The organism is Jiella soli, assembly GCF_020615385.1.
Taxonomy (GTDB): Bacteria; Pseudomonadota; Alphaproteobacteria; order Rhizobiales; family Rhizobiaceae; genus VKMB-3413.
The window spans coordinates 1-1,349 of the sequence record NZ_JAJAVB010000050.1; the positions used below are offsets into that span (position 1 = coordinate 1).

At 63.7% G+C, this 1,349-nt stretch carries 1 protein-coding gene; it reads left to right on the forward strand.

From position 1 onward, the window contains the following. Nucleotide 1 precedes the first annotated feature (1 nt). Nucleotides 2-1,349: IS1182 family transposase (locus LH400_RS25880; protein WP_229156351.1), on the forward strand; the 1,348-nt coding region annotated here is incomplete at its 3' end.

Sequence of the window (1,349 nt, forward strand, 5' to 3'; positions counted from 1 at the left end):
GTTGAAGAAACCGGCTCCCGAACAGACGGCGATCGAGATGGTGACGCTCGATTCGCTGGTCCCGAAGGATCACCTGCTTCGCAAGATCGACCAGGTGATCGACTTCTCCTTCATCCACGATCGCGTTGCCGGGCTTTACTGCGCGGACAACGGCCGTCCACCGCTCGATCCGACCTTGATGTTCAAGGCGCTGTTCATCGGGTACCTGTTCGGCATCCGCTCCGAACGCCAGCTGGTGCGCGAGATCGAGGTGAATGTCGCCTACCGCTGGTTCCTGCGCCTGAAGCTCACCGACCCCGTCTTCGATGCTTCGACGATCAGCCAGAACCGTCGGCGCCGCTTCTCCGACGACAGCATCCCTCGGGCCATCTTCGACGCGATCGTCGAACAGGCGATGGCACACGGCCTGGTCGACGGGCGGGTGCTCTACACCGACTCCACCCACCTGAAGGCCAATGCCAACAAGAAGCGGTTCGACTTCGAGCTGCGCGCCAAGAGCCAGGCCGACTATTGGGATGACCTCGACGCCGCGATCGAGGCCGAGCGGGCGGCGCATGACCAGAAGCCGCTGAAGTCCAAGGAGCGGGCGCCGGTCGTCAAGGAGACCAAGGTGTCGCGCACCGATCCGGACAGCGGCTACATGGTGCGGGACGGCAAGCCGAAAGGCTTCTTCTACCTCGACCATCGGACCGTCGACGGCAAGCTGGCGATCATCACCGACACCTACGCGACGCCGGCCAACGTGCACGACTCGATCGTCTACCTCTCTCGTCTCGATCATCAGCGCGCCCGGTTCGGTTTCGACGTCGGCGCTGTTGGGCTGGACGCCGGCTATGCCACGGCCGGCATCGCCAAGGGGCTGGAGGATCGCAAGATCCTGGGCGTAACGGGCTATCGCAACCCGACACCGCCCAAGCCCGGCATGATGCGCAAGTCGAAGTTCGTCTTTGAAGCCGAGGCCGACGGATACCGCTGTCCGCAGGGGCAGGTTCTCGCCTACGCCACCACCGATCGCGACGGCTACCGTCACTATCGCTCCGATCCGAGCGTCTGCCAGACCTGCCCGCTTCTTGCCTCCTGCACGACGAACGCCAAGGCGCAGCGGACCATCACTCGACATGTCTGGGCCGAGATTCGCGAGAAGAGCGACGCCCATCGTCTGACGCCTTGGGGCAAGGCGATCTACACGCGCCGAAAGGAGACAGTGGAGCGCTCCTTCGCCGACGCCAAGCAGTTGCACGGGCACCGCTATGCCAGGTTCCGAAGTCTGATCCGTGTCCGCAGCCAATGCCTGCTCGCCGCCGCAGCCCAAAACATCAAGAAGATCGCAATGGCCATGACCCGAAAGG